The sequence below is a fragment of the Apilactobacillus kunkeei genome (assembly GCF_001308195.1).
Classification (GTDB): Bacteria; Bacillota; Bacilli; order Lactobacillales; family Lactobacillaceae; genus Apilactobacillus; species Apilactobacillus kunkeei_C.
On record NZ_JXDF01000027.1, the window covers coordinates 1 to 20428 of the forward strand.

General features: G+C 34.5%; 16 protein-coding genes and 1 other annotated feature. Of the genes, 1 reads left to right on the top strand and 15 read right to left on the bottom strand.

Annotation, left to right across the window (positions count from 1 at the left end):
- The 3 genes from RZ78_RS06290 to RZ78_RS06300 all read right to left on the bottom strand — a co-directional run.
- Positions 1-4648: glycoside hydrolase family 70 protein (locus RZ78_RS06290; protein WP_191978848.1), on the bottom strand; the 4648-nt coding region annotated here is incomplete at its 3' end.
- A 281-nt stretch (positions 4649-4929) separates the two neighbouring features.
- The gene (locus RZ78_RS06295; protein ID WP_054608466.1) at positions 4930-5730 is read right to left on the bottom strand and encodes a 2-keto-4-pentenoate hydratase; all 801 of its coding nucleotides are present in this window, start codon (positions 5728-5730) and stop codon (positions 4930-4932) included.
- Positions 5731-5904: 174 nt separating this feature from the next.
- Positions 5905-6141: a binding site (T-box leader), on the bottom strand.
- A gap of 55 nt (positions 6142-6196) precedes the next feature.
- Entirely contained in the window at positions 6197-7834 is a 1638-nt protein-coding gene (locus RZ78_RS06300; RefSeq protein ID WP_054608467.1) for a peptide ABC transporter substrate-binding protein, read from the bottom strand.
- Between the two features lie 402 nt (positions 7835-8236).
- Between RZ78_RS06300 and RZ78_RS06305 the strand changes: the two genes are divergently transcribed.
- Positions 8237-8584, top strand: a complete 348-nt coding sequence (locus tag RZ78_RS06305) for a hypothetical protein (protein WP_034532221.1) — start codon at positions 8237-8239, stop codon at positions 8582-8584.
- Positions 8585-8756: 172 nt separating this feature from the next.
- Here RZ78_RS06305 and RZ78_RS06310 read toward each other — a convergent pair whose 3' ends face one another.
- From RZ78_RS06310 to RZ78_RS06365, 12 genes are all read right to left on the bottom strand, one after another.
- Positions 8757-10166 carry an oligosaccharide flippase family protein gene (locus RZ78_RS06310; protein ID WP_054608468.1) on the bottom strand — a complete coding sequence of 470 codons (1410 nt, stop codon included), beginning with the start codon at positions 10164-10166 and terminating at the stop codon, positions 8757-8759.
- 36 nt (positions 10167-10202) lie between these two features.
- Positions 10203-11420 carry an MFS transporter gene (locus RZ78_RS06315; protein ID WP_053792082.1) on the bottom strand — a complete coding sequence of 406 codons (1218 nt, stop codon included), beginning with the start codon at positions 11418-11420 and terminating at the stop codon, positions 10203-10205.
- A gap of 68 nt (positions 11421-11488) precedes the next feature.
- Positions 11489-12595 carry an O-antigen ligase family protein gene (locus RZ78_RS06320; RefSeq protein ID WP_155451859.1) on the bottom strand — a complete coding sequence of 369 codons (1107 nt, stop codon included), beginning with the start codon at positions 12593-12595 and terminating at the stop codon, positions 11489-11491.
- Positions 12596-12654: 59 nt separating this feature from the next.
- Entirely contained in the window at positions 12655-13539 is an 885-nt protein-coding gene (locus RZ78_RS06325; RefSeq protein ID WP_054608470.1) for a beta-1,6-N-acetylglucosaminyltransferase, read from the bottom strand.
- 15 nt (positions 13540-13554) lie between these two features.
- Complete coding sequence (locus tag RZ78_RS06330; protein ID WP_054608471.1) at positions 13555-14415, bottom strand: hypothetical protein; 861 nt, start codon at positions 14413-14415, stop codon at positions 13555-13557.
- Between the two features lie 21 nt (positions 14416-14436).
- Complete coding sequence (locus RZ78_RS06335) at positions 14437-15204, bottom strand: glycosyltransferase (RefSeq protein WP_054608472.1); 768 nt, start codon at positions 15202-15204, stop codon at positions 14437-14439.
- Between the two features lie 16 nt (positions 15205-15220).
- Complete coding sequence (locus RZ78_RS06340; protein WP_191978850.1) at positions 15221-16276, bottom strand: glycosyltransferase; 1056 nt, start codon at positions 16274-16276, stop codon at positions 15221-15223.
- 45 nt (positions 16277-16321) lie between these two features.
- The gene (locus tag RZ78_RS06345) at positions 16322-16951 is read right to left on the bottom strand and encodes a sugar transferase (protein ID WP_054608474.1); all 630 of its coding nucleotides are present in this window, start codon (positions 16949-16951) and stop codon (positions 16322-16324) included.
- A gap of 20 nt (positions 16952-16971) precedes the next feature.
- On the bottom strand, positions 16972-17763 hold the full coding sequence (locus RZ78_RS06350; RefSeq protein WP_054608475.1) for a tyrosine-protein phosphatase: 792 nt from the start codon (positions 17761-17763) through the stop codon (positions 16972-16974).
- Between the two features lie 10 nt (positions 17764-17773).
- Positions 17774-18493: a CpsD/CapB family tyrosine-protein kinase gene (locus RZ78_RS06355; RefSeq protein WP_054608476.1), complete on the bottom strand. Its 720-nt coding sequence runs from the start codon at positions 18491-18493 to the stop codon at positions 17774-17776.
- Between the two features lie 12 nt (positions 18494-18505).
- Positions 18506-19216 (bottom strand): YveK family protein, encoded by a 711-nt coding sequence (locus RZ78_RS06360; protein ID WP_054608477.1) that lies wholly within the window; start codon positions 19214-19216, stop codon positions 18506-18508.
- 222 nt (positions 19217-19438) lie between these two features.
- Positions 19439-20389 (bottom strand): LCP family protein, encoded by a 951-nt coding sequence (locus RZ78_RS06365; protein ID WP_081006940.1) that lies wholly within the window; start codon positions 20387-20389, stop codon positions 19439-19441.
- Positions 20390-20428 lie beyond the last annotated feature (39 nt).

A 20428-nucleotide genomic window follows, 5' to 3' on the forward strand; every position in this document is an offset into this window, starting at 1 on the left:
TTACTGCACTACTTTGTGCACTTGAGCTACTTTGTGCTTCATGACTTGATGCACTACTTTGTGCACTTGAGCTACTTTGTGCTTCATGACTTGATGCACTACTTTGTGCATTCGAGCTACTTTGTGCTTCATGACTTACTGCACTACTTTGTGCACTTGAGCTACTTTGTGCTTCATGACTTGATGCACTACTTTGTGCACTCGAGCTACTTTGTGCTTCATGACTTACTGCACTACTTTGTGCACTTGAGCTACTTTGTGCTTCATGACTTGATGCACTGCTTTGTGCTTCATGACTTGATACACTGCTTTGATATTCTGAACTACTATTATTTGAATTAGAATCAATTAATTCAAGATTTCCTTCAGCATCAGATCTATACTTATGTCCGTCTATCACTTCTTGTTGACTAACTACCAAATGACCTAGACTAGCTTCATAGTATTTTTGAGTTCCATCTTTAAATGAAATAATTTTACCTTTAACCTGAATTCCATTTTCATCAAAATAATATCCATATCCATCAATGTCAATGCTACCAGTTGCTAAAGTACCATCACTAAGAGCATAGTAATAATTTCCATTTTTTTCAAAAAAACCACCAGTATAAGCATGTCCATATCCGCCATCAAAATACATTAACTTGCCATTAACATTTTCAATTACATCTTTTAGTTGTGTATAATCGTCGTTAAAGAATACTTTTGTACCGTTAATGTCTTGATAACCTTTTAAAAGATATCCATTATCGTCAGCGTAATAAATCTTTCCATTACGATTAATGAAAGTGTCCCTTGCCATGTTTCCAAGATCATTATCAAAGTAAACCATTTTTCCATTACGTAAGGCAAAAGTATTCTTTTCTTGAATGCCTTCAGAATTAAAGTATGAATAATCGGTACCAATCTTTTGAATGCCAGTTACAAAATCTCCATTCTCATCAGCATAATACCAATTATTTTCATAACAAACATAGCCCTTCTTTACCATATTACCGAGTGTCGGTTCAAAGTACTTTCTTTTACCGTTAATTACAACGATATCGCCCTTAACTTGATAACCGTTTTCATCGTAATATTGTTCGTTATCACCATTAATCAGTAGGCCTGTGTGAACTGTACCATCCTTGTTAATGTAAAGTTCATGACCCATGTTATTACTATAGTAATATCCAGCAGTGGTTGCCATTGCACCATTACTTTGATAGTAATACATTTTCCCATCAGGATCTCTGTAAATGAAATCCCTTAAATTAACACCATTAGATACAAAGTAATAATTAACACCATTAATTTTTTCTGGAGATTTAACAAAATTTCCATCGGCACCAATGTAATACCAATTTCCATTATCATCTTCTAAGAATGCATTTGTAGGAACATATCCACTAGTTGAAATATACTTAATTTCCCCATTAATATTCCTTAATCCATATTGAACATTTTCACCGTATAGTTGTTTTGGAAGAAAACTAGAAGAAATATTACTGTTATCATTAGTAGTTACTGTAAAGTACCCACTGTTTCCTAAATTACTTAAAACAAATTGTGAACCTCTACCTTGAATATTTGATCCATTAAGATATTGAGCAGTCCATGTCTTAATCTTAGTAGAAGCATCGATTGGTTGTCCTGTTGAAATTTGCTTTATGGTAAATAAATCTGGATATAACTCTTTCAGTTTGCCTAAAAATTCTCCACCGTACTTAGCTTGATAATCTGTTCCGGAACTTTTACTAAATGTATCATAAAGTACATTCGTGAATGAATTAGTTGATTCAAGAGCCCCCTGCGGATCTACTCTTGATGCATCTACTATTTGTTGATTTGGTAAAGAGTAGAGTTGATCAGGAACAAAATCAGCTATTACTTTAATTCCTTGTGCATGCAAAGATTTAATCGCATCAGTTAGTTGTTCAGCTGTACCGTATTTAGTTGGGGTACCAAATCCTAAATCATATCTATCATTAAATGCATAACCATTCTGAACAGTAGAATCTAAGAAAGTTCCATCTGTAGTTGAACGATACTGAGGTGGTAACTCAACATACGTAAATCCTAATTGTTTAAATTTATCTGCGTTCTTTTGAATAACAACATTTTCGTATTGATCAGTTGTTTTAGCAAAATCTTGAAAGTTAGAAAATGCTTCAAAGATTACATTAGAATCAGATGCAGAATTCGAGTGAAGTGATTGACCATCATTCGTTGGTGTTGTACTTGGATCCGTTCTGATATCTTGACTATCAGATGCTCCCAAAGGAACCCACATTGACAAATATCCTGACACCTGTGGATTTGCATAACCCTTTATGACGCTCCCATCCAATGTTAAGTCACCATTATCATCAGTACGAGCCAATACGTATCCATTAGCACTATCACTATTAAATGTAGCAATACCAGAATCAGTAGCTGTTAATAATTGACGATATTCTTGATTTTTATGTGCAGCACCCATATGTACTACAACTTTATCTGTACTAGATAATTTAAGATTAGGATTGTTGCTTTCAATTACCGCAATACCGGATGTTCTGGTAGTATCATCACCAACATCTGTTGATTTCAAAGCACCTTTTCCATATCTAACCGATGTTAAGATTGTGTCAAAGCCATTATCTACTTTAACTGTATTCATCGATTGTCCACCAGAAACATATTTTATTCTAGCGTTGAGCATAGAAGAAATAGAATCATAATAAGGTGATCTATTAGCCATGAATTGTCCATTATCAGTATACATATCTCCGTAATAAACTCTTGGAGTTGTATCCTTATTAGTTAATATTAAGGCATAAGAAGCTGGAATATTATATTGAGTATATTTTTTATCAGTACTATTTTCGTCGCTATTATAAATTTCAAAGGCTTTACTTATTTGATCTAATGTAGGATTCAATCCAGTGGAATTTGGTGCAATTTTATCAATCACAATATTAGAAATAATACTTTGAACACCATTATCATGAGCTCTAACAATTGAATAATTAGGAATGTTTGTATTTTCTGTATCGTCGTTTGTTCTATCTACAACTCCTGAAGTAATTAGAGAAGATAAATCATATCTATTTGAAGGTGAGCTCATTAAGTCAGCTTGTAAGGCACCTAAATAATCACCATCAATTGTCATTTGATTTGTTCCATGATTCTTTTCATAATAAGCATCATTCTTACTCCAATCTTCTAATATAGAAATATGATTATTGGAGTTACTATCGTTTTCATTAATCTTGTATGCACTCTTAAAGTATTCACCAATGATATTCAAAATATCTGCATCCATGTTATCGACAGCATCAACACGAACACTGTCAAAATTACCATTTGGATCATTTTGAGTGATACTACCAAAATTCATAAGGTAGTATAACCAGTTTAGTGTTTCTGCTTGTACAGTAGGATTCGAATTATCTACATCATTCCCAAGCAAAAATTCATAACCATAATAATTGCTTTCTTTGTAATCAACTTTACCATCTTGTTTAGATGGAGTACGACCAAATAATCTATAATCTGAATTAGCATTTATAGTTTGTGAATTATTGCCATAAGCCACATTTCCACCCTGGAATCCATCAGAAACATTATAGTCTTCACTATTAACATTCCATTCATCTTGAGAATTAACAAAAGTGGTAAATAAAGATTTAATCTCACTTAAATCACCATTATCTGCTTTAATTTTGTTTTCAATGCTTAATCTTACAGTAGCAGCTGCTTGGTTGATATCATTTGCACTACTATTATTATCAAAATGACCACTAACTAGACCATTTTTGCTCATATAGTTTAAGTAATTAATTTCAATTGTCTTGTTAGGCCACCACACACTCAATAGTGGTCGAAAATCTGCATCAGTAGAATTTCTCCATTGAGTATCGCTAACCTGAATTTGTTTAGGACGATACCATGAGTCAGCTGTTAAAAAGCCATCAACATTTGTAATTGATTTACCATCTGGGGTGTAAATAGATAAATGATCTGATGAGTTGATTGAGCCATCCGAAAATTTTGAATCATTAAAAGTAGTTAAATAGCCATTAGGTCCAAAATAATAATATGTGTCATTATCTTCCATCAAAGCAGATTTTACTTCATTATTGTTTGAATCATAAAAATATGTCTTTCCATCAATGTTCTTTGTATGCGATTTTAAGTTTTGTGAAGCATTGGATGCTAAAGATACACTTAAAGGAACAGATTCATATGATTGCACAGACTTATTAGACTGTGATGCTGAATCAGATTTTTCTGACAAATTTGAACTCGTTGATGCTGATTTTGAACTTTGTGATTGATTTGAAACGTCTGAACTTGTTGATGACTCATGTGAATTAGATGATTGATTCATAACATCTGAACTTGATGAAGAAGTCACAGCACTAGAGTTTGTTGACGACGCTAAGCTTGAATTGTTTGAATTATCAGTGCTAGGTACAGACGAAGAACTTGCTCCGCTTATGTAAGATGACGCTGAATATGCACTTTTAGCACTACCGGAATCTGCCGAAGCATAGCTACCTGAATATGTAATATGATTTTGACTAGCTTTTGCTGTAACATCATTAATATTTTGGAATAATACAATAGACATTGTTGCTGAAACAATACCTGCAACAACCCAGTTTTTTCCACTTTTGTACATTTTATAATGCAATTTTCTATCTTGATAATTATTCATAAATACCACCTATATGTTATAAACTTATTATAATTTTTCAATATTATTGCAATAGTATTGTAACAAAAACGTATAAAAAAGTTAATAATATTTAAGATTTTATTAACATTGTTATGGTAAGTGTAGAAATAACCCGTTATATCAACTTTTTATATTTAATATTTTCTTAAAAAATAAAGCAATATATATTACATAAATATTACAAAAAAGAACATCCCCTATTAGGATGTTCTTTTTCATAACTTTTATTTAACATTCAATTTTACTTCACTAAACCCTTGATTAAATGTTGCTGTCCATTGTCCTTTGGTTAAGTGTGGAGGAAGCAGGAAGGTTCCCGAAGATACCCTTTGGCCTGCCTCTAGTCTTAGATCTTGCTCATCTAGTTTTTTGACCAACCATTGGAGTGCGTTTAAAGGATTACTTAACACTTCGGAAGATGATCCAGTCGCAACTTCTTCACCATCATGTCTTAGTGTAGTTGTAACATTTTCTAAATCATTAAGTGAGAAACTATTAGTATCAAATTCCTCTCCATAGACTACGTATCCGCCAACAGCAGCATCTGACATGACCATGTACTTAGACAGTGATGGGAACCAATCAGAAAATCTTGAGTCTGGAACTTCTACTCCTGATGACACTGTGGTCTTATTTGCTAAATCCTCTAGGCTATCGGTTGGCAATAATGGCTCTTTAGCTTTAAAGACCAGCTCAACTTCGGCAAGTGGATCCATAAGTTCACTGTTCAGTGATAATGATACCGGTGATTGAACGAAATGTGATTTAACTTGAGCTCCATATAGTGGTTCGTTTGAATCGAACATATCTTGGGTTTGCTTACTAGTCAAACTGACCTTGTATCCACCAAGATCTTCATCTTTTAATTCCATTAATCTTCTTTGAACTCGATATGATGACTCTTCATCAGACACCATATCTTCCCATTCATCCATTTTTAATGGTTTCTTGGTCTTGTATGCTTCAAACAATGCGTTGGCTAATCTTTCTTCAGTTGCGGTTAATTCTAATTCAGTAGTTGTCATAATAATACGCTCCTTTTCTAGCAGCGTACCTTATTTGGTGACGCTGCAATCCAAAATAAAATATTAATCTGTCCATCATCTAACTCACTAATCGGTAATTGCATTGTCACCACTTCCTTTCCTAATCCTGATTGATAAATAAAAAAGCGCCCTCAAACCCACACTTAATATGGGTCTAAGGACGCTTCCGCGTGTTACCACCTTTAATTTAATAGTCTAAAAAGACTATCCTCTACGTACGGATAAAAATCGATACGCTGTCAACTTAACGGTTGCTACCGGCGCCACTTACTGTTGTTTCAGTGGGCTAACTAAAGAATGATAACTTTTAATCAGGTTCGTTATGCTGTCACATCAACCCAGCACTCTCTTAAAACGATTCTGATTAGTTGTTCTTATAATCGCTATTTATTTATCTAATTGACCCTATTATAAGAGCGTGATTAGAAAAGTCAACACTTTTTAATTATTTTTTAATAAAAGTTTTCGTATAGTTCCATTGCGGACCAGCAGTGTTGTGAATAACGTCTTTAACGTAGCTCTTTTGTAGGTAGTAAGTTCTTACTTGATATAGTGGAGTAATTCCTTGATCATCGTTTAGTTCCTTACTTGCATCGATTAGATCTTGCCAACGTTTGCTTGCGTCATTTGCATCTGTAGTGCCAGCCTTCTTTAATAATGCGTTAAACTTAGCATCGTTGTACTTACCAAAGTTGTAAGGTGTGTTTTGTTCAGGAATTTGTAGGAAGGTAATTGGGTCTTTGAAGTCTCCACCCCATGATGATAGTGAAATTTCGAAGTTACCCTTAGTTAGATTGTCGTTGGCTAACTTACCCGGAATGGTTCTTAGGTTTAAAGTGAAACCAGGAAGAACTGATTCCAGTTGCGCCTTTAAGTATTGTGTCGCAACTGGAGTGTTAGCATCATCAGTTGAAGCCATTAATGATAATGACACGTTCTTGATGCCTAATTCCTTTAATCCCTTTTCATAGTATTGTTTAGCTAACTTCTTGTTGTAAGCTAGCGAGTCTTTGCTGCCTTGTTGGTCAGCAAAATCCTTGCCAGTCTTTGGATCATTAGCTAAACCGTAAGGAACGAATCCAGTAATCTTTTTGGTGTTGAAACCAAGAATACTTTCGTTTAGTTGATCTCTATCGATTGCTAAAGAGATTGCCTTACGAATGTTTTTGTTGTTAATAATCTTTCTGTTTTGTTCATCAGGGTCGTTAAAGTTGTAACGTAGGAATGTAGTCATTGAATATGAGTAATCATGCAATTCTGAATTATTCTTGTAGTTCTTTAATTGTTCTGATGATAATGCAGTCACATCAATCTTACCTTGGTTGTAAAGGTTCAAACTAGTGGTTGGGTTAGCTACAACAGTGTAGTTAATCTTATTTAGTTTGATGTCCTTAGCATCCCAGTAATTATTGTTCTTTACATATGACCAAGTATCATTAGTTCCATTCCATCCCTCAATTGAGAATGGTCCTGAATAAACCATGTACTTAGCATTAGTTCCATACTTATCACCATACTTAGTAACAGTAGCTTGGTCTTGTGGTCCAAATAATGGATAAGCCATCAAGGTCTTGAAGTATGCGATTGGTTTAGTTAACTTAATTTGAACTGTATGTTTGTTAAGAGCTTTAATCCCTAACTTATCAGGGTTCATCTTACCGTTAGTGATAGCTTCACCGTTTTCAACATCGTTGAATAAGTATGAGTACTCAGCCTTAGTTGCAGGTTTTACAGTCCGACGCCATGAATATACGAAGTCATTGGCAGTAATGTCCTTGCCATTACTCCACTTGGCATCTCTTAGTTTAAATGTCCATGTCTTACCATCCTTACTAGTCTTAGCACTTTGCGCTAAATCTAGTGTTGGTTTCCCATCATCACCAAGCTTGTAAAAACTACTAAAGGCATTTCCTGTGGATCCATATCCAGTAGATGTTGAGATATCTAAAGTACTTAATTGTGATGTGGCTGCTAAATTTAATGTTTGTGTCTTGGCATCGTTACCGCCTGAATTATTACCACATGCTGATAGCGTTACCCCTGCTAACGCTGTCATTACTGATGCTACTAATAACTTTTTCATATTTTTTCACTCCTATGTGTTTTTATGTGCTCAATCAAAAGAAAAAGACCACTGCCCGAGGATAACAATAATGTTAGCCTCAAACAGTGGTCTCTTATTCGTATAACTCAATTTTTATTAATTTCTGTCAAACTATCTCGAGTTACACGATTAAAAAGGTTACCACTTTTGTGCTAACGACAGTTTGACAACAACATGAAATTAAAATTACGTTCTTCAAATGGATAACCTTCTTTCGTACGGATTGATTATCTTGAATAATACATGCTTACAAATGAGAAGTCAATGATTAATTCTAATTATTTTTTAATATAAAGTAAAAGCACCTACTTTTTCATTGCTCTATCAGTAAAAGTTGTATACTATGAAGTAGCAAAGTAAAAATGAGAAGGAATGAAAAAAATGAAAAGTACATTTTCAAAAATTGTAATCGTCATTATCTTGTTATTCATTGCCATCATCGCTGCTATTAGTATCGCCACCAAGAATAGTAACGTTGATTCCACATTGAAAGCAGTTAATCAAACCGTCGCTGTGACAAAGAAAAAACATAATGGTAAATATGAACTAATTGTTAAAAATAATCAAACAAGTCAATACAGTTTTCCTCGTCTTGATTCATTGAAGAAAGACACCTACAAAAAAGGAACTAAACTAACATCTACCAAGTTAGTCCAAGATGAACAAACCAACTTCTACAAGATCAATGATAATACTTACGTGCTATCTTCTGATGTAGATGTTAAATAAAAAGAGACCTCCGCGGAGGCCTCTTTTTTTAATTATGGATTAATAAACGTGGGACAAAGTCCCTGGAATAAAGTAATCTATCTTCTCTTACCTATTCATAAATTAATATAACATCTGATGATTAATTCCCTAAAAAACGTCGATTATTTTAGGATTAGTTTTTAATGCTACTTTATAAATTTAAGATAATAGTTTTAAATGTTTTAAAATAAAACGCTAATGTAACAGCGACATACGTAATGACATATGCAATCAGACTAATCCAGATATTACTGATGTGGCTAATGACAATAAATGCAAATGCCATGATCATCAAGTAATAGAAGTTCTTAATGAACTTCACTCCAGATTCAGCGTTCATAAACCATTCAAGGGTTAGATACCATATCATTAACAGTGGAATTGATAATAGCGCGATTTTAAGCGTACTATGACTTAATCTAAATCCAACGTAGTAAACGGCAAAGTCAAATACTAAGTTGGCTAATGAGATATAGCAGAAGTCCTTAATTTTCTTAGCCATGATGTAGTCATTGAATATATAAGACTGCACAATACAAGTAATCCCGACTCCCGGAAAGACGACACTTAAATATTGAACAGATTCACTATAACTAGCAATAAAATTGTTAACTATCCAAGCGATTGGATAGTACGAAGCAATGACGAAAAAAACAATTGCGTTCATGACTGCCATGTTTGAATCATGATTAGATACAACCGCTGATTTCCCCACCTTTTTCATGTACGGTAACATTACCGAAGAAACGGCGTTAAACACTGTTAATAGCAAGGCCGCTAGTGAGTATGCAAATGCATACTTACCATATTCACTAACCTTGAAAAACATTGAGATAAATTGATTATCAGCGTTAACCATCACCATCGTAATTTGATACGAGATCATAATTGCGAAACCAACTCTGAAAAATACCCGGATATTTTTAAATTGGCTAGCCAAAGTTTTACGTTCACCTAATATAATTTTCTTATATCTAACGAGGTAGTAGCAAAGTAATATAAACACAGCGAAGTTCATGTAAAACATGTAGTAAGTGACGTTTACATTGAAAGCTGTAAATTTATATAGGTACAAAGCTAATAATAAAAAGAATAGATTGATAAATGATTGAAGTCTTGCGATAGATGCCAATTCACTAAAGCGCATAATACACTTAGAAAAGAACTGAAAGTATGTTAGTGCATTCAATAAGAATGAATATATAGCAATTGCAATAATAATTTCTCGATTAATTTGCGGGATATTAATTAAGCATGCAAAGATACTCATTACAATACTTAAGAATAACTCGAATATTAACAAGAATAACGTATAGGTTCTAAACTTATTAAACGAGATATCTTCTATTTTTTTACCAGCATTTCGAATTAAAATCCCATCGATAAATCCAATGTGAAGCAATGGTACATACGTCGTATATAGTGAGAATATTTTATAGTAACCATATCCATCATGACCCAAGATAACAGGCGTAATAAATGATGATAAGACACTAATCATCAGTGATATTAAATTACTGATCATTAGATTGATTATATTTTTAACAAGTCCCTTATTCATTTACCCTTTTACACCTACATTCTCAATGAAAAATACTTATTCTGCGTTTGAATCTCTCAATTCCGGCACTTTAATCTTAACTAGGATAAATGTAACCAATACTACTAAGGCACTAACGTAGAAGACCACGTTGTAATCCCAGATAGATGAAATAATACTTCCCATTAATGAACCAATACAAATACCAACGGCTTGTGCACCTTGGTTTAGACTAAATGCCATCCCTGTAGATTCTGATGGTGTTCCCTTTGCCAGCAATGTTTGAACAGATGGAAAAATTGCCGCATTTGAAACCCCAGTTAAGAATCTAAATACACCAAAGAATAGAACGGTTGGTGCAAAGCCTTGAGGGAAAATAAATAGAATTGCCAAGATGAACCCAAGCGTTAGGATTTTGTTGGTACCATATCTGTCTCCTAGTCTTCCGAACCAAGGAGAAACAAGTACCATCCCAATACCTGGCATAGCTGCAACAATCCCTGATACAACAGATACGTTTCCAGAGTTATTCATTAACTCTTTAACGTATAAGGTAATCAATGGATTGATTGAGTTGTTCATAATTTGAAGCGCGATTGAAATAATTAAAATCCAAACAACAAAGTGTGTGTTTGGGAAACGTTTGATAATTTTAACAAACGATTCCTTCTTTTCTTTTAGCTTAGCTGGATCTGGCTTGAAGTGTTCTTCTACGAAGAAATAAGTTAGTAAAAAGAACGAAAATAGTAGTAATCCCGTTACCATAAATGAAACACGAATACTCAATAATCGTACTAATAAACCACCAAAAATAGGTCCAACTAAAAATCCACTTGTGTATCCAGTTGATAGCCAACTTAATGCATATCCAGTCTTGTTTCTGGGTGTACTAGTTGCAACCAATGCGATTGAGTTAGGGATAACCCCGTCAAAGAATCCTTGTAGACACTTTAGGATTAGAAGTTCCCAGACATTGGTACAAAAAGCCATTAAAAATAGCGTAACAGCTGAACCGAATGATGTTTGTAACACCATTCTCTTTCGTCCATGACGATCCGCAAATCGTCCCCACATGGCCGATGTAAAAATTACGACAATAAAAGAAGAAGCATATACAATTCCACTAAGTAGTGAGAGTTGGCTCTTACTAAAATCGCCTAATTCAGAAATATATAGCGGTTGAAATGGAATAACTTCACTAAAGGCAATCCCTGTTAGAAAAGTACCAAATAGCAATATCCAAAGATTCTTACGCCAATGTTTATTATCGTCCAAAATTATTCCTCCTCTGTTTAAAGCAACTGTCTATAATAACATATACCCGAAGAAAAAATAATACCCGATTATTGTTTCATGCTAATTTTATTTACCATGAAGAATGAACAGATAATTGGTAGCAGTGCGTAGTAGTCAATTAATGTTGATTCAAAGCTACCCTTGAAGATTAGCGCAATTAAAACAATATACAAAATATAGCAATCAGCCTTATGTGCGTTAACAAATGATTTTGCGTATATATATGTATAAATTAAAGAACCGATAATACCAGTCGAAATCAGGTTGTAAACGTATTGATTGTCTACCCAAATTGGATTGCCCTGTGCGAAATCACTAACGTTGAATAGATTAAAACCAAATACCTTAAAAGCCTCATTTTGTAAAAATAAACGATTGGAGGTTAAATCATTTAACTTCACGAAAAAGGTACTGAATTGATTATAGTAAAACACAACCATGACCGATGTTAAAGTCATAATCAATAGGATGAAAATTCCTAATAATGGCTTAAATGATTTGATATTCTTGTTGAATACGAGCGGAATAATTAGTAGCACCATTAAGATGAATGCCACTTGTGAACTTCTTGAATCTGCATATACGAATTCAATAAAGAATCCTGTGATAAACATAAGTAAGAACCAGAATAGATTACTGATTTTCTTTAAGTTTTGTAGACGTCCCGTACTATAGAAGAAAAGTAAAAATGAAATCAGAATGTATAGGCAGTACCCACCAAATGAATTAGGATGGTTAAATCCTAATGAACTTCTGATGGTGTCCCCTCTTGGAACATATACATCATATTGACTGGGAAAAATACCACAGAAAAACATTATTAAAATCGAAGCAATACAGGCAAGTCTGGTGACAAAATCGACCTTAATAAATTCCTTAAAGCTGACCGATTCACTATTCATGATTAAAAATGACAGGCAAATAATCTGAAGATTAATCGATTTAAAACCAATCATATCAAGCAAAAACAAACCAGCTAAAATGATTAGGCAACTCATTTTGAGTCGATCGTTGATGTTTAACAATAAAAGCGTGGCTTGCAAAACAATAAAAATGGCAATTCCAGCCCACCAAATCATTTTTACATATCCAGGTTCTGGAAGTTGATCAACACTATTAAATTCACTGTACATATATAGCATTGATGTAGCCATTAAAACTATATACGAAAAAAGATATAATCGTTGTTTTATTATGTCTATCGTACCCACGTTTATTCTCCTTTATTAGCTAAGTAGTCTTTAAAGGTGTCTGTGATTACCGCTTCATCATCAATCTTTCTACCAAATGCATACTCGGTATTAACGACTTTCTTTAGACGATCAACGTCATCAGTAGTAAAGACATATGGTTTACCATGACCATTCAGCCAATCGATATAACGGCTAGCCATCACACTTGATCGAGTCATTCTGTAATCATCAGAATAGTAATCATACTTTTCAGTAAGACCTTTTGGCTTCAAATCACGCAATATGGTTTGAATAAAGAATTCATCACCAGTAAATGTGTTCTTAAACATCTTGAAGTCCTTGAAATCAAGCACTCTTTTGACGTATTTAATGTCCATTGAGAACCAGTTACATCCCTTTTCCAATATCTTGTGCTTCAATCTATCAACACCTAGGATTGTATTGATGTATTCAAGATTCTTAATAATCATGTAGAATCTAACACCGGTCTTTAGTTTCATGTATCTAATTGGGTAATAGTACTTGGCACGGTTATAAATTTGTCTGTCGATATAATCTAGAAAACCAATTGCATATGGTTTCTTTTCAAAGTATGACTTGAAGTAATCTGGGGTCATTAATGGCATGTCGTTTGATGAAATTAGGTGGACATAATCGTAACGATGTGTATTGTAGACTTGTTCTAACATCATACGTTCAACCATTGTTTGGGTATCAGTACCCCAATAAACCTTGCGGCGATTTTTAATAAAATAGATTTGAGAGTGAACACTCTTAAATTCTGGAATATCAAATTTCTTATCCCAATGGATAAAAAAATCAATTTCTGGATCATCTAATACATCGATGGTGTTTTGAACAATCTTGCCGTCTCCGTATCCCATAATCATAACTGCGTGTTTCATAGTTTCCTCCCAATCTTAATCTTTCAATAATGACGCTAAGTCGTCACCGTCGGTTACATTGTGCGCAAAGGCATAGTCTGAATTAACAACTTTGCCTAGTTCGTCTCTGTCTTCATCAGAGAATTGATAAGCATTTTCATCGAACCAATTAATCTTTTTAGTTTTGACATAGTTAGCGTATCTAGCTGAATCACCGTAAGCTTTCATCAAGTTAAAGCGATTAGAATTCATTGTGTATTCAGGATTGTTAGTCTTTAAGTTCTTCAATGCGGTTTGCGCAAAGAAGTTCTTTGGATTAATGGTATGACGATAGTTATCAACCTTTTGTTCATCTAGTTCGGTTACATATTCTCTTGGTAGTGAGAAGTAAGGACATCCCTTTACGACATCTTCACTAGCAATTCTTTCAACACCAAACAAGTGGTTTAATAACATGCATACTTTAACGAATGGAAAAGCAGTCCATACTCTTTGGTAGTTAAAGTTGTTAAATGGGTAGTAGAAAGCCAATGAATGTTGATCTTGAGAATCGGAGAATTCTACAAACCCTAATTTAACCGGTTTACTTGCGAAGTAATCCTTGAAGTATTGTTTGGTCATCAATGGAAAATCATTGGATGAAATTAAATGAAAGTATTCATAATCACCCTTCAACGCTTGTTGAATTAGTAATTTTTCTTCTGCTAATTCAGCAAAAGTTTGAGCATGTACCTTCTTATTGCATCCAACAAAGGTTAACTTGGAGTTCTTGGCAGTTAAACTACCGTTGTTTTTAGCGTAAATATAAAAATCGATATCTTTATCATCAAGTAGATTGATTGTTTGTTGTAAAGTATCAAATCCACCATTATTCATAACAAGAATTGCTTGTCTCATTTCTTAATCAAATCCCTCTTACTATATAAGTCTTATTAATCTCTTCAATTTAGCTGGCACCAATAACTTGGCGGCTGTTAGTACATTAATATATTCATAGTAAATTGGTAAGTTAAAGTCATAAATATATTGATGCACTAATCTAATGGTATTCTTGCGATCTAAAAATCTAGTGTTAGTAAATGACTTGCTATATTCCACTAGCGGTCTCTTGATGTTGGCACCCTTATAGCCATTCTTGTATAGACGCATCCATAGTTCGTAATCTTCCACTCTTAAATGGTTAACAGCTTCAGAATAGCCACCAACAGCTTTGATTACTGAAGCTCGCATCATAATTGATGGATGTACATAGGGATTTCTCTTAATCAAGTCGAATTCGTCTGGATGACTTGGTAAATCAGTGACTAGGCTATGATCATCAAACACTTCATCAGCGTTTGAGCCCACAAAACTATATTCAAGGTTATCTTGTAAAAATTTCAATTGAGTTTCAAATCGATCTGGCAATGAGAAATCATCATCGTCCATTCTAGCGATGTAATCACCATTAGATATGCTAAGACATCTATTTAAAGACTTTTGCAGTCCCATGTTGTGCTCGTTTCTGATTAACTTCACACGATCATCTGACTTGGCAATCTTTTGTAATGTGGCATAGGTATCGTCGGTTGAACAATCATCACAAATGATAAATTCGATATCTCTGACTGTTTGTTGCAAGATTGATTCAACTGATCGACTAATCTTCTGACCACGATTATAGGTAGACATAATTACTGAAATCATTTCGTTCTCCTTAAAACTATCCCTCATAAATTCTGCTGTATCCCTGTACGAAGGAATCCTTTGAATATAGACATTCCACGTCTTTGCGTGCCATTACACCCTTATACGAGTTTTCATCTCTTTTGATGCTTGCGCATTGCTCGTCAAATTCATCAACGGTGTTAAATTTAAAACCATTAGTGTCATTAATCACTTCTGAATTACCACTAACATCGGTGACAAAGCATTTTTTTCGTAAGGCCATGGCTTCCAATAACACGATTGGAAGACCTTCCCACTTAGATGTCAAAATAAAGTTGGCATATTCTTGAATGCTTTTCATCACTTCTTGATTGGAAAGCCACCCTGTTACTTTGATATTGGATGCTGATAGTTCATCTCTCATTGGTCCATCACCGATCCAAATAAATTGCCATTCAGGGTGTCTTAAAGCGATTTGATTAAACAATTTTGGATTCTTTTGTTCGTTGATTCTACCAACTGTGTAAAACACGTTCGTCAACGTGTTAGAATCACTATTCACAAATGAATCAATGTAATCCAAATCCACACAATTATTTACATACTTAGAATTCTTATCAATCTTTTTGGCATACTTATATTCACCACTACCACAAGCGATTGTCGTGGTATTTAGCTTACTCAACAAAGATTCAATGGCGTAGTATATATTTCTTTTTAAAGGCGATTCATTACCCATCAAAAAAGAGTAACCATGTGGTGTATAGAAGAATTGGATGTTTTTCAAACTACGGAAATTGAATAGTTTGATCATTCTACCAATGGCACCAGCTTTTGATGAATTCAAGTGGACGACATCTGGTTTGACGTCCAATATCTGCTGTTTAACTTCACAGTATGCCCTATAATCGGCAATTGGACTAACAGCACGTTGGAAATTCTTTACTTCGATTAAGTTAACTCTGTTATCAAATAGCTCTCTCAAGTTATCAGGAGTTTGTTGTCTAACTCCATAAAGCAATGTAATATCATTGCCCTTTTTCGCTAGTTCATTGCATAAAAGTAGTAGGTATGAGAGGACTCCTCCGCCGAGTGACTCTACAACATACATAATTTTCAGTTTTTCTTTCTCTCTTGGCATAAAATCTCCCTGTTACTAATACGCTTCGTTTGGATAAATCATAATCCAAACCGTCTTAAAACAAATCTTCATATCTAACAAAAGACTTGCGTGTTCAATGTAATCAATATCTAGCTCTACCATTTCATCAAAGTCTAATGAATTTCTTCCGCTCACTTGCCATAGACCGGTACAACCAGGCTTGACCTTTAGTCGCTCCTTATCATGTTCACTGTATTGAGCGACTTCTTCTGGCAAAGGTGGTCTTGGACCAACAACTGTCATATTACCCAATAACACGTTGATTAATTGTGGTAATTCATCGATACTATGGCGTCTAATGAAGCACCCTACCCTAGTGACTCGAGGGTCATTGCTCATCTTGAACATGGCACCGTTAACTTCATTTTGTTCGGTTAATTCTCTTTTCTTAGCATCAGCATTTTGACACATTGATCTGAATTTGTAGATTCTAAATGGTTTTCCATCCTTACCAATTCTTTCTTGTGTGTAAAAAATGGGACCTCTATCATCTAAATAAATACAGAGTGATACCACCAATGTTAGTGGCAACGTAATTAGTAACGCAAATAAACTAGCAGCAATATCAAATAATCTTTTAACAGTAAGGTAAAAATTACTATAAATATTTGAATGCTTTTCCATTTCTATTTAACCTACCTTCTCTATTTCCCAAAAAGCTTCTTAAAGAATTTAGAAGCTGTGCTTTCTTCCTTGACTCTATCTATATTCCCTATTTCAATTGTTTCGCTGTTCCAAACCTTTTCGGCATTTTGTTCATATTGCAAGGCAAAGTCTTTGCCCTTCTTTTCTGCCAAACGGTCAAAGGCTTCCTTCATTCTAAAACGACGACCTTCCATGTTATGGGCATCGGATGAAAACATGAACCCAAGTCCAGCATCGACAATCTTGTCTGTAAAACGTTGAATTGTTGAACCAAAGCCACCAACATAACTGGTAGCGGTGATTTGAGTTAGGCATCCCTGACTAACCAAATCAAATAAGATGTCTGGATCTTGTTGAATTCCGTGATTACGTTCCGGATGAACGATGATTGGAATAATCCCCTTCACCTTTAATTCAAAAATCATGTCTTCTGCATATTCAGGCACCCCACTATGTGGGAATTCAAGCATCATGTACTTCTTATTGATACCGTCAGCATATAACACGTCGTCTTCATCAATGTCTTTCAAAAGGTCACCATTGATGTGAACCTCTTGACCCGGACGTAACTCAATACCGATATTGTTGTCGTTAAAAGTCATTTGTAAGTTAGCGACTTCTTTTTCGATTTCTTTTCTGTGATTTATATATTCGCCATCCATGTGATGGGGAGTTAGTAGGATTTTATTGATTCCATCTGATTTGGCTTCCCTTGCCATATCCAAGGCCATACTAATAGTCTTTGCCCCATCATCTACAGATGGCAACATGTGACAATGTAAATCAATCATTTAATAACTCCTACTTTGAATAATAGTAATAGTAATCGTTGGTGATGTTGTCCTTAGACATGTTCATCACACCACCTAGGATGTTGGCGTTAACCTTCTTTAGTTGTTCTACGGCCATCTTGGCACGTTTCTTTTCTGCCACGCCTTGTGGTAATACGAAAATAGTACCGTCAACAGTAGTAGAAACGATTGATGCATCAGTCATTGTGTTAACAGGTGGTACATCAACAATTACCAAGTCATTTGGCTTGTTAAACTTGTTGATAATATCAATAATCTTGCGGTTTCCTAGTAATGCAGATGCATTAGGTGGAATCGGACCACTGGTAATTACGTTTAAGTTATCAATTGAAGTGTATTTGATAGTGTCTTCAATTGTTGAGTTACCAGATAAGATTGTTGATAATCCCTTTTGGTTGCTGACGTTAAAGCTTTTGTGAACCGTTGGTCTTCTCATATCAGCATCGACTAAAACAACGTTTCTACCTTGCTTGGCGTAAGTAACGGCTAAGTTAGCACTGAAAGTAGACTTACCTTCTGAAGGATCACTTGAGGTCACCATAATGCTCTTTAGTTCACCATTGATGTTGGCGAATGAAATATTAGTCATTACAGTTCTGAATTGTTCAGATACTGATGAAGTTGGGTACAATTCAGCAACCAAATTAACCCCGAATTTGGAACTGTCATCATTTAATTTTTTCTTTGGACTCTTATTAAATAATCCCATTACACTCTTCCTTTATTTCTTAATTTGTTTACTGATGGTTTGCATGTCAATATCACTGATTGTTCCTAGGTTAATAAGACCCAAGTCCTTTTCGATAAAGTCAGTCGTAGATATTGTTTTATCGTTGAATTCACTCAATAGTGCTAAGAACATTCCTAAGATAATACCAACCAGTGCACCGGCTAGTAGGCTAATCCCCTTCTTAGGGAAGATTGGCTTCTTAATTTCTCTAGCCTTTGAAATAATTGAGACGTTATTGACGTTCATAATGTTCTTGATTTTTGATTTGAATGTAGAAGCAGTAACGTTAGCGATTCTAGCTGCTTGCTTTGCATCGTGAGAAGTAACGTTAATATTAATAACTTGTGAATTTGTGTCAGTTGAAACGTTTAATTCACTGTCCTTATAAATCTTGTTACCAACCTTATGCTTTACTGAATTACCAACTGTTTGACTGCTCAAAATACTCTTATATGTATTAACTAGTTGCAAGTCGGTAGATTGAATTTGTTGTTGTTCAGCTGCTTGAGCGTCACGATCCAATCTTTGGCTAACGATAATTTCTGATGTCGCTTGGTATTTTGGTTTAACGACAAAAAATACTCCGATTGCAAAAACCAATACTGTAATTACAACCGTAGTAATTATCAATTTGATATGTTTAGACAAAATGCGAAAGATTTTGTTTAATTCTTCTAAAGAATTAGTTTCTTGTTTCTCCACTATAAAGCACCCTTCTATTAGTTATTTTAAATATCTTCATTAAGTAAACTATAAACAATTGTTCATTATATCACCTTAAAATCGCTAGAAAAGGGAACTTGACAAATATAACTGTAGTCTAATTAAGATTTAAACGTTTTATAACTCAATTTAAATTTTCCCTTTTGAACAAATGTATAAAAAAAGATACGACAAAAATGTCGTATCTTTTTTATTTTTTATTTAATCTTTTAAACTTTCGTTGATTAGGCTAGAAATTCTGTTTTGTTCAGTACCAGAAACATCTTGGAATGATACGCCGTCTAGCATTTCACCAGTTCCATGTGCGTAATCACTCTTAATGTTTTTATTAGTCCCTCTGTAATGCAATGCTAATTGAAGCATGTCGCTCATGGTCAAATTAGTTTTCAAGTTATGAGAAATTGAGTTCAAAAAGTCAGAATTAATCACTGTTTTGTATGAGATAGCCTTCTTCATTAGGGCCTCCAATACTAATCGTTGTCTGCCTTGGCGACCATAATCACCTTGTGGATCTTGATATCTCATGTTGGAGAACCACATTGCTTTCTTTCCATCCATGTGTTCTAACTTACCCTTAGTGTAGTGTTGACCTTCATAGCTAAAGGTTAACGGAGAAACAACATCAACTCCACCAACTTGATCGATGGCCTTCTTAAGTCCACCTAGACTCAAAGTAACGTAATAGTCGACTGGAATGCTGAAGTGACTTTCGACAGCATTAATTGCTTCTTTGGCACCACCATAAGTGTAGGCAGCATTAATTTTTGATGGTGAGTATTGTTGGAAATCAGGTAAATTAACCTTCATATCACGTGGGATACTTACCATTGTGGTTGTATTGGTCTTTGGATTTAAGGTCACAATCATCATACTATCTGTACGACCCTTGTCACTTCTGCCATCAAAATCGGTATCGGTACCCATAAATAGTAATGATACTGGTTTTTCAGACTTCAAAAGTGAATCGGCATCCCTAACCGTCTTCGCTCCAGAAGGTTGATATACTGCATCGGCAGTCTTCTTAACTGTATGGTAAGCAGCAAATGCACCTACTCCCAATAATACAATCAATAATCCAATAATCCATAAAACAACTTTTTTCCAAGTCTTCATGTGTTTCTTGGATGTGTTTTTGTTGTTTCTTCGACTCATGTTTTCGTCGTTATTCAAAACACTCACTCTTTTCTTTCA